This is a genomic window from Vibrio sp. Of14-4, from assembly GCF_022347625.1.
Taxonomy (GTDB): domain Bacteria; phylum Pseudomonadota; class Gammaproteobacteria; order Enterobacterales; family Vibrionaceae; genus Vibrio; species Vibrio pristinus.
Genome location: NZ_JAKRGI010000001.1, coordinates 468,677 through 479,361 on the forward strand (window position 1 = coordinate 468,677; position 10,685 = coordinate 479,361).

Sequence of the window (10,685 nt, forward strand, 5' to 3'; positions counted from 1 at the left end):
GGTGTCAGGGTATGGTTGAGCGATTATTGTATATACTCAGCCATACTTGCTCTTAAAGCTTGAATCGAATGCACTTAAGCCAACTTCTTAACTATCAACACACTCGCTGGAAGCGCTTCGCTCTGGTGTCATTAGTCATCCTTATTACTGTGTCTGCTATTCACCTTATGGTAGGTGATATGTTTATCTGGCCGTTTTCACATTTAACGACGATTCAAACACAGCTAGTTACTGAATTGAGATTACCTAGGTTGCTTGCTGCAATGGTTATTGGCAGCGCTCTTGCGGTTTCAGGAGGAGTTCTACAAGTATTGTTAGGTAATGTGCTTGCTGAACCTGGACTATTAGGCGTATCTGGTGGAGCAAGTGTTGTCATGGTTCTCCTTCTTTTTCTTTGGCCTGCATGGGCGACACCGATTGGCTTTATGATTGCCGCTATTATCGGTGCCTTGTTATTTACAATTTTTTTGGTCTCTGTTGCAACAATGATGAAGCTCACCACAACGCGTTTATTGCTGGTTGGTGTTACGCTAGGTATTCTCACTGGTGCTATCGTTACTTGGGCGTTTTACTTTAGTGATGACTTGAGCTTACGCCAACTTATGTATTGGCTTATGGGCGGAATTGGTGGCGCTAGTTGGTATCATCATGTGCTTACTTTATTTTTGTTACCTGTCTTAGTTTGGTTGTGTATTCAAGGCCACATGTTGGATAAACTTATGATGGGTGAACAGCATGCCAAACAGCTTGGGGTAGATGTTTATTCTATTCGTTGGAAACTTATTCTCTCGGTCTCTGTACTAGTCGGTGGTTCGGTTGCCTTAGGGGGAGTTATCGGTTTCGTGGGCCTGATTGTTCCTCATATGGTTAGATTGGCACTAGGTACACAAAATCGATACTTGTTACCTGTATCTGCAATCATGGGTGCAATATTAGTGGTGTGTGCCGATATTATTGCTCGAACCGCTTTACACTCAGCAGAGCTTCCTTTGGGTGTCGTCACTACAAGTATTGGCGCACCGATATTTATTTGGATGCTGGTAAAACATCATGATTCGCATTGATAATTTGTCGCTCGGCATTCGTCTTCTGCCCCTTTCTTTTAGCCTAAATAAGGGTGAAGTGCTCCATGTAATTGGTCCTAATGGAAGTGGAAAAAGCACGTTATTAGCTTGTGTCGCTGGCCTATTAGATTTCCAAGGCAATGTCTGCATTGATGATATAAAGGTAGGGGAGAGCTCACTAGAAACTTTGGCTATTAGCCGTGCATTTTTAAGCCAAAATGACCGTCCAGCATTTAATCTCGACGTGTCATTTTATCTATCTTTGTCGCTTCCTGCTGCATATCAGAAGCTCACAACAGCGGCTGAGACCGTTGTTCAAGAGCTAACAGAATTGCTTGAAATTACAGATAAATTGCATCGTTCAATACATGAATTATCTGGTGGCGAGTGGCAACGCGTAAGGTTATGTGCAATATGTCTTCAAGTTTGGCCATCACTTAACCCTGATGCCAAACTACTCATTCTGGATGAGCCTGCGGCTGCGCTTGATATTGGACAGGAAGTTTTCTTGTATAGATTAATTCGTAAGATAGCAGATATGGGAATATCAGTCATTATGTCCAATCACGACCTCAATCGTACAATAAGAAATGCAGATTGTGCTTTGTTACTAGAGCAAGGAGTGATGCAAGCATTTGGATCTGTCAAAGAAGTATGTGACCCCGATGAACTTTCTCGCGTATTTAAAACCAGAGTGGAATTGGCGCAAGTTAAGGGCGAGCCTGTGCTGGTTTTCACATAAGGTATTATAGCCACTCTAAGTATGGTTTTTGGAGTCTCTTAGGGTGGCTACAAGTATGCTTTAAACCGTTAGTGGCGCTAAATCTGCGGGACGATAGTAAACAGACTTTAATACTTTGCCTTGTCGTATCGTTTTCGACTCGGACACAAAATCTTCGGCACATTTAGCAATGATATAATCGCCTTTTTGAACCGCCATCAGTTTAATACCTTGCTCGGCATAATGAGATTCGGTGTCAGCATATTCTTGTTCATTACGACAAACCTTACTCATATTGCTTGAATGAACTTCATCCCAGCATGGAATAAAATCAATACCACGATTTTCGGCGACGTTAAGTAATAAGTCGATGAGATATGTAATCGCAAGGTTGGACTCTATCGTTGCATCGCCCAAATGCACTAAACGCCCCATGAGAACGTAAACGCTATCGATAATGGCATCGGCTTGCTCGGTTTTATTGTCCGCTTCTGCTAGCTCAGTCATTTCTTCAATGGCAAGTGAGGTATGCAGTATATCGGCTTGTGAATCTAGGGTGTCAGGGCTATCTACGGGTAAGTCAAAAGTAGTACGAAACTCCGTAATATCACGATAGAGATGATCAAAAATATCTTGTGTAAGCTTGGATAAGCGCATGATTTAACCAAAATACGAAAAATTTCTTTTATAGTATCAAAGCGTCACTCAAGGTGCCATCAAAGCCAAAAATAAATAAGGGTACGGCCTCACTAAGAAGAGAAGCGTATGCTAATCTTTTGATAATAAGGTTAATAAAAATACACCACATCTAACGAAAAATATAGGGATTGAGATGGTAGCAACCAGCGAAACACTAATTCGACGTCTGTACCAGATCACGAATGATTACCAGAAAGGTTTCGATATCCAAATTACCCAACTCATTATGCTTGGTTTAGAGCGTTTTAATCTAGATATTGGAATATTGTCGCGCGTTGAAAACGATGTTTATACCGTACTACACTGCGTGACGCCTGAGGGAGTGGAACTTAACCCTGGTGATACGTTTGATTACAATGCTACCTATTGCCAAATTACGTGTAGCTCGTTTGCGCCTGTAGCGATTGAAAATATGGGCAAAGACGACAGATATGCCAAACATCCTGCCTATGAAGCGTTTGGTTTGGAGTCTTATATCGGGGTGCCAATTTTTATTGACGATGAGGTGTTTGGCACCTTGAATTTTTCATCTGCCACACCTTACGAGCGATCATTTGCTCAAGTTGATATTGATGCACTCAAGCTTATGGCGTCTTGGATAGAGGTCGAGCTCATAAGACGTAAGCAAGAGGAACGCTTAAAAGAACTCAATGCTAAGCTGGAGTATCAGGCGTTTAATGATGCGCTTACGGGGGTTTCCAATCGCCGATGCATGTTCAAAACCATTCATTCAGACATAGAACGGATGCTTTTGGCGGAAGGAAAAGGGTCTATCGCTGTGTTAGACATCGATCACTTTAAGCAGGTCAATGATAAATATGGTCACCAAGTGGGTGATGATGTATTGAAGAAAACCGCTCAAGCACTCAAATCTAGGCTGACAGATATGGACTTCATTGCTCGCTTTGGTGGGGAGGAGTTTGTAGTTTGGCTTCCCGAGCGCAGCCTTGATGAGAGAGAACAAATATTCAGTAAGCTACATCAATCTGTTTCTGAAGTTGTGTTAGACAGAGACCCCATCACAATATCGATTGGCGTCTGCCATTTTGATTTCGCCCAAAAGAAAGACCTTGAATGTAAAAGAACGGTACTCGAGTATTTAATCGATCGCGCTGACAGCGCTTTATATGAGGCAAAAAAGCAGGGTCGCGATCGCATTATAACAGTAACAAGTTAGTTAAAGCGTTTAAGATTGGTAAACGTCAAAGCCAAACGCCCTTGCATTACTGATTTTGTCGAAATAAATATGGGAATAGTTTCATTTTTTCTGATTGAGAAAGGCTTTCCACTCGTTCAATGTTGGTGTCAGGAATAGACTCTGGGTTGGGATAATGTTTGAGTACTTTTTCCATACTGTCTTCCCGAATAAGGTGGAATATTGGGTATGGCGATCGGTTGGTTAGGTTCTCTGCATCTTCCGGTTCTGTGCCAGCGAAGCAATAGTTAGGGTGAAACGTCGCAAGCTGGAAGATGCCTTGCCACTTCTGCTGGCGTATCAGTGCTTCAACCCAATCAATGAATAAGTTGTAGTCCTCAAAATCGCTAAGCATATTAGGGACGACAACAAGCGTTGTCTCTAACTTCTTGGATGGTTCTTTCTCCAGCTCCATAAATTGAGTCAGTATGTCTTCCAAAAGGTTTTGTTCTTCTCTTGCTTGGCTAATGAATACTTTAATTTGATTGTTACGCTGTGGTTTAGCAGCAAATGGGCATAAGTTGAGGCCTATAACCACGTCATTGAGCCACTGATTTACTTGCTGAGCAATCTGAACTGAATCTTTATTTTTCATTGTATTACTTAATTTGTACTGGCAGCCAAGGATAGCAGATTAGCACTATTGCTGTAAGCGATTAAGTTGAACGGCTTTTGAACCATCAAGTGAACTCTGTTTTAGTTGGTGGCACAGCAAAAGTATTGCAGTGTAAAGAAGTGAGCTTCCCCCCATGACCATTAACCAACCACCATGTTGCCAGCAATAGATAAGTAAAAAACCACCTAGACTGCCACCAATGTAGTAATGAACTAGATATAAAGCGGTTGCTGTGGCCTTGGCATTTGTGGCTTTCTGACTCACCCATGAATAGGCTAAGGTGTGGGCGAAAAATGCTCCAAAACTAATCAAACACAGACCAAGCACCATGAGCGGTATGCTATCAAAGTAGGCGATCGCCATGCCAGAGAAACTTATTAGCGTGCCAGTCATTATGCCTTTTATCGGAGAATAATGGCGGCTCCAAATAGCGGTGAGTTTCGAGCTAATTGTCCCGGGCAGATAACAGAGGAAGATCAATGAAGCTAATCCGATCGGAAGAAAATGCGGAGCTTCTACTAAACGAAAGCCCATCACCGAGTATAAATTAACAAATAGAGCAAAATTAACACCACCAATCAGCATAGCGAGTACAATTGTTTTATTTTTTAGGTGTTTGATTATCGCTCGATTATGATACCTCAGTAAACCATATTGAGGCGTAAAATGCTTTTGCTTTGGAAGAAAAGTCATGACAAGTAGAGCGCCAAAGAAGGTGATAATTGCCATAGTCATCACCGCTTGCTCCCAACCAAAAACCTCGGTGATTACTCCGCCTATCACTCGGCCACTTATTCCACCTAGAGAGTTTGCAGCAATGTATCCACCAATGGCTTGGTTAAATGCTGAACTGGACAATTCTTCAGCCATATACGCAACCGCGACGGATGCAAATGCAGCAATCGCTATTCCCATCATCGCTCTTAAAACAACAAGACCTGTTAAGGACGGTAGTAGTAGCATACCGACAGATATAAGTGGCATCGACAACAGCCCAATCAACATGACCTGCTTACGACCAATGGACTCTGATGCCACCGCCCAAGGTACCAAGCTAATAGACAGAACAAGTGTGGTGGCTGCAAACAGCCAATTAACTTGGGTTTCCGTGACTGAGAACTGCTCTGCCATATGAGGTAGCATTGGTTGGAACAAATAAAGGTTACAGAAAACAACGAAAGAACCTAAAGCAAGAGTGATCATTACCCGCCAATAATCATTAGTCCCGATAGCAATCATAGGGTTAACTACCTCATTAAAAACGCTTGTTACTGTGATCAAGATATCGGTGAAGTGAGGATTAATAAAATATATTAACTATATAGAGTTGATAAGTATTGCTTATGGAGAGATGATGGATACGAGGCATCTAAAGCATTTTGTTGCAGTGGCTGAATTAAAACATTTCACCCAAGCTGCTCGTGAGCTTCATATCGCCCAACCAGCTTTGAGCATGTCGATAAAAAAATTCGAGCAGCAATTGGGAGTTGAGTTGTTTCGTCGACATGATCGACATGTCTCGCTAACGGAAGAAGGCAATGTACTGTATCAATATGCAAAGCGTGTGTTGCAACACATTGATGACGCCAAACTGGCTATTGATGAGTTGAGGGGGCTTGAAAAAGGAGAAGTACGGCTCGGAGCTCCTAGTATGATGGGATCTTATTTTTTTCCACAAGTACTAATGGCTTTCAAAGCACATTATCCCAACCTGAAAATAACGCTGATTGATGCTGGTACTCGGTCTATTCGCCAGATGCTTTTGGATGGCGACTTAGATTTAGGGGTTATTGATGACCATGACGTCCCTGATGATTTGGAGACAGATTACTTATCAGACGAAGAAATGGTGGCAGTAGTTGGCCCCGAGCATGATATAGCAAGCCAAAAATGCATCAGTTTTGAAGAGTTTTTTAACCATGAACTGGTTATGTTTAAATCCGGTTACTTCCATCGAGATTTCGTTGAAGATAAAGCACGCTTATACAAGCGAGATATCAAACTTTCATTTGAAACCAATTTACTTCCACTGATTTTAAGTGTTGTAAAGCATGAGTTTGCCATCACCGCACTTCTCAAGCTGGTTACAGACAATGAGGCGGACGTTGTTGCCATACCCTTTGATGATCCTGTACACATTCGGCTCTCACTCGCATGGCGAAGGAATGGATACCTATCCATAGCAGATAGAACCTTTATTGACTTCGTTAAACAGTACGTTTAGATAGGGTTTTTACCATCAAATACGTGCCGATTTTTATATTGGTAAGTCAATAAATTACTGGAAAAATGACCGTACTTTCCTAGTCTAGATAGAGAGGCTAAGAATGGAAGGCATGGACACAAGTTATGGTTAGACTGTTTTGGACCTTGATTTTCGTATTAACAGCATTTGCCGTACAGGCAAGTAAACCGGATGTTGTCAGGGTCTACCTTGATGCTGATAGGACAGGGCATCTAGAGTCCGCACTCTCCATTGAGCATGGTATTAAGGTAGCCTTTTCTCAACATGGCGATCAAATTGCAGGGGTGCCAGTAGAGTTTGTCACAACTGATCACAGGGGCAATGTGCTGAGAAGTAAAAAGAATATGCAGCGCTTTTTAGAAGATACTCAGGGCCTAGTATATGTGGCGGGTTTACATTCGCCTCCTCTTATTAAGTATCGAGAATACATCAATAAATCCAAGATTCTAACACTGGTCCCATGGGCTGCGGGAACGCCTATTACTCGTTATCCATCGGCTGAAGATAACTATGTTTTCCGCTTATCTGTTGATGACTCCAAAGTCGGCAAGATACTGGTTAGCTATGCGTTAAATAACCAGTGTAAACAGCCTCATTTAGTGCTGGAAAATACGGGCTGGGGAAAGTCTAACCACAAGGCGATGATGGCTGCATTGCCTGAAGATCTTAAAAATAAGGTGAAAACAAGTTGGTTTGATTGGGGAATCAAGGACGTTGATGCGAGAGTTCTTATCCGAGAAGCCCAGTCTAGTGGTGGTGACTGTGCACTATTGGTTGCCAACAGTCGTGAAGGAAAGCTCATTATTGAGAGTGTGTCCGAGACGGGTATTAACATGCCAGTCTACAGTCATTGGGGCATTACCGGTGGCCAGTTTGCGCAAAACGTACCTTACGAAATTAGAGAAAAGGCACAACTGCGCTTTATCCAATCTTGTTTTAACTTCTATAGCTCAGAAAGCAACAGCTTTAATCAAGCGGTATTTGAAAAAGCTAAGACCATGTTTCCTGCCTATTTTGAAACCACCAACATTAAGGCTCCGGCAGGTTTCATTCATGGTTATGATATAGCAAGTGTATTAATTTCGGCGACAAACAAGGTCACACTTACCCAAGATGCTCAAGCTAACAGAACGGCAATAAAAGCCGCCTTAGAATCGATGAATAAGCCTGTTCAAGGTTTAGTAAAAACATACCAAAAACCTTATGCGCCATTTAGCGACGATAATTTTGATGCTCATGAAGCACTCGGCAGCAAAGATTATTGTATGGCCATGTATGACGAAAAAGACGCGGTCAAACTGTTACCTAACTCAATTTAACCCTTAGAAGGCAAAAAAGGAGCATGTTTAAATTTGATAAGAAAAATGGAATGCACCTCTTTAGTGTATTTCTTATTGTTGGGGCCTCTGTATTTATGCTCGCTAGCTTTTTGTTCGTCCAACATCAGGCTCGTGAAACGGCTCAAATACTTATCAATGAGAGTTTGAAAGTAAAATTTGTTGCCATAGAACGTTATGTTTTTGAGTTCTTTAAGTTGCATGAGCAAAGGTTAGATCGTGTTACTTCTCACCCGGTAGTGAAGGGAGCAACGTTAGAAGGTGTATCGAACAGTGAGGCTTTTTCTGACCAAGTTTCTCTGCTTAAAGGGGCAGGAGCAAGTGCCTACATCAATCTATATGATTTTTCTGGTGGGCTGGTTTACAAAGAGAACAAGCTTCCTCAGATCGTTGAAGATTATGTTGTCTCTGGTGTTGAGACCGAAACTCTCATGGAAGGCGTTTCCTACTCCTTCTTTAGCAGCAATGAAATTGACTACTTATTACTTACATCACCTGTGTTATACAATGGCTATGCTGAAGGGTTGGTGACTTACACAACTCCGGTAGCTGAAAGCAATTTCTTTGAAAGCCTTGGCACCGATACCATGCATTGGTTCGGTATTGCTCAGGACAGGCTTGATTGGCAGATGACTCCACCGAATGCTTGGCAGGTCGATATGTTTCCTATCGAGGGAACTGAGCTGTCTCTACTTTATTCTGTCTCACCGCAGCTAGTGAGTGATGCAGAATCAAACCTGACCCGAAGCCTTTTCGTCGGTATGGCCATTGCTGTAAGTCTCTCACTATTTGTCATGTTTGTATTTGGACGGAAGGTGTTGGTTTCACCATTTCGAGCTTTAGCAGAATCTGAACATCAACTCTACGAACAGTCCATAGAATTAAAAACGAAAGAAGCGGAGTCTGCTCAGCTTGCTCGTGTGGTTAAGTATATGCGCGATGCGGTAGTCTTTACTGACCTCGACACCAAAATCACTTGGGTGAATGGTGCGTTTGAAAGACTTACGGGCTACTCTCAAGCTGAAATGATGGGCAAAAAACCCGGCGATATGCTGCAAGGTGAAAGTACGGATAAAGAGACTACAAGGCAAATACGTGATGCCATAGATAGACGTGCTTCCGGTTTTTTTGAACTGCTGAATTACAACAAAAGTGGTCAATCTTATTGGATCGAAATCGCTTTGACGCCTCTATATACAAAAGATGGTCAGGTTGAGGGATTTATGGCGGTTGAACGTGATATTACCCAGCGGGTGGAATTAGAAGCTTCTTTAAAAGTTAAAGCGGTTGAAGCCGAAGCGGCTAATATCGCTAAGTCACAATTTCTAGCGGCGATGAGTCATGAGCTAAGGACGCCAATGAACGGCATATTAGGTGTGGGTGAATTGCTCAGTAATACTTCACTTAACGAGGAGCAGCATGAGTATGTCGATACGTTTGTGGCTTCAGGTAAGCACATGCTCAATGTCCTCAATGACATTCTCGATTTCTCGAAAATTGAAGCAGGCAAGCTTGAACTCGAACAAAGAGATTTCCATCTTAAAGAACTAGTGGAACGACTAGAGAGATGGTATCAGCCGCTTTGTTTAGACAAGGACCTCGAATTTTCAAGCGAATACTTTCAACCTTGCGAGAAAGCCTTGAGAGCAGATGAGACGCGTCTCTCTCAAATCTTACAGAACTTATTAAGTAACGCAGTGAAGTTTACTGAGCAAGGAACGGTGAGTCTGTCCGTTTCGCTTATCGAAAAAGATAGCCAAGGTGAGTTGACGATACAAGTCTCAGATACGGGTATTGGTATCAGCAAAGAGAAACACTCGGCGATATTTGACCCATTTTCTCAGGCCGAAGGCGACACGACCAGACGGTTTGGTGGTACTGGACTTGGCCTTTCGATCACTAAAGATTTAGTAAAGGCCATGAATGGAACCATTGAGCTAAGCAGTGTCATGGGTGAAGGCAGTCAGTTTACGATTATGTTACCTGTTGCTTTAACCGATATATCCGATGAGAACACGCAGCAAGAGGTTATTCCAGAATTTGATGGTACTGGATTAAGCGTTCTTATTGCTGAAGACACGCGCGTAAATGCGGTGGTATTGGGGAAATTTCTTGCCAACAAAGGCTTTGAACATGAAGTGGTTGAAAATGGCCTACTCGCCGTTGAGCGAGTGCAGCAACGCCACTTTGACTGCGTGTTAATGGATAACCATATGCCAGAAATGGATGGAATAGAAGCGGCCAGAACCATATCGTCACTAGACTTAGATGATCCACCGATTATCATAGGGTGTACCGCCGACGCGTTCGAGCATACCCGTCAGAAAATGATTTCAGAAGGCTGCACGGACGTTATTACCAAACCAGTCAGTTCTGAAAAACTAGATAAAGTCTTCCACGCCACACTTACCCCTAATAGCGCCAATTCAGCGAAGCAGGCTTAACTGTAAATCAGTATCTTAGTGCGACGATTAGGTAATCTTTATTAAAGAAAGAAACTTCTCTCGCTAGTTTTGTGATCTGCACCGATAAAACCATGATTATTACAAATATTTATTACCATTCTCATATTTCAGTATTGTGTTAATTGATTTGATAAATACCATTGCGTGTTCTCAGGTGAGATGGAAGATTGGTTTGATAGAAACCAGGACAAGATTGCTCGCCAGCAAAAACGAGACTACCAGTACACGCTGGATATGCTTGATAAGCAGCGTGATACATTGCAATACAAAGTGGTGAGACAACATATTAATGATGGTGGTGAGCCAACTGGCGTACAAGTAACGGGTTACGATGTAAAACCCA

General features: G+C 42.4%; 10 protein-coding genes. 7 read left to right on the forward strand and 3 right to left on the reverse strand.

Annotation, left to right across the window (positions count from 1 at the left end):
* The first annotated feature begins 68 nt into the window (after positions 1–68).
* Both btuC and btuD read left to right on the forward strand, forming a co-directional pair.
* Positions 69–1,064: a vitamin B12 ABC transporter permease BtuC gene (gene btuC, locus MHN79_RS02155; RefSeq protein WP_239171492.1), complete on the forward strand. Its 996-nt coding sequence runs from the start codon at positions 69–71 to the stop codon at positions 1,062–1,064.
* Complete coding sequence (gene btuD / locus MHN79_RS02160) at positions 1,051–1,806, forward strand: vitamin B12 ABC transporter ATP-binding protein BtuD (RefSeq protein WP_239171493.1); 756 nt, start codon at positions 1,051–1,053, stop codon at positions 1,804–1,806. The genes btuC and btuD overlap by 14 nt, the downstream gene beginning before the upstream one ends.
* Before the next feature lie 60 nt (positions 1,807–1,866).
* Here the strand turns inward: btuD and MHN79_RS02165 are convergent, their stop codons facing one another.
* Entirely contained in the window at positions 1,867–2,442 is a 576-nt protein-coding gene (locus MHN79_RS02165; RefSeq protein WP_239171494.1) for a nucleoside triphosphate pyrophosphohydrolase family protein, read from the reverse strand.
* Between the two features lie 175 nt (positions 2,443–2,617).
* On the opposite strand from MHN79_RS02165, the gene MHN79_RS02170 reads away from it, so the two are divergent.
* Positions 2,618–3,661, forward strand: a complete 1,044-nt coding sequence (locus tag MHN79_RS02170; RefSeq protein ID WP_239171495.1) for a diguanylate cyclase — start codon at positions 2,618–2,620, stop codon at positions 3,659–3,661.
* 46 nt (positions 3,662–3,707) lie between these two features.
* Here the strand turns inward: MHN79_RS02170 and MHN79_RS02175 are convergent, their stop codons facing one another.
* Entirely contained in the window at positions 3,708–4,274 is a 567-nt protein-coding gene (locus tag MHN79_RS02175) for a DUF1415 domain-containing protein (RefSeq protein WP_239171496.1), read from the reverse strand.
* A 45-nt stretch (positions 4,275–4,319) separates the two neighbouring features.
* Positions 4,320–5,534: an MFS transporter gene (locus tag MHN79_RS02180; RefSeq protein ID WP_239171497.1), complete on the reverse strand. Its 1,215-nt coding sequence runs from the start codon at positions 5,532–5,534 to the stop codon at positions 4,320–4,322.
* 115 nt (positions 5,535–5,649) lie between these two features.
* On the opposite strand from MHN79_RS02180, the gene MHN79_RS02185 reads away from it, so the two are divergent.
* From MHN79_RS02185 to MHN79_RS02200, 4 genes are all read left to right on the forward strand, one after another.
* Positions 5,650–6,519 carry a LysR family transcriptional regulator gene (locus MHN79_RS02185; protein ID WP_239171522.1) on the forward strand — a complete coding sequence of 290 codons (870 nt, stop codon included), beginning with the start codon at positions 5,650–5,652 and terminating at the stop codon, positions 6,517–6,519.
* A gap of 125 nt (positions 6,520–6,644) precedes the next feature.
* Positions 6,645–7,859 carry an ABC transporter substrate-binding protein gene (locus MHN79_RS02190; protein WP_239171498.1) on the forward strand — a complete coding sequence of 405 codons (1,215 nt, stop codon included), beginning with the start codon at positions 6,645–6,647 and terminating at the stop codon, positions 7,857–7,859.
* Between the two features lie 23 nt (positions 7,860–7,882).
* Complete coding sequence (locus tag MHN79_RS02195) at positions 7,883–10,321, forward strand: PAS domain-containing hybrid sensor histidine kinase/response regulator (protein WP_239171499.1); 2,439 nt, start codon at positions 7,883–7,885, stop codon at positions 10,319–10,321.
* Positions 10,322–10,501: 180 nt separating this feature from the next.
* On the forward strand, positions 10,502–10,685 hold a 184-nt coding region (locus MHN79_RS02200; protein ID WP_239171500.1), incomplete at its 3' end, for a hypothetical protein.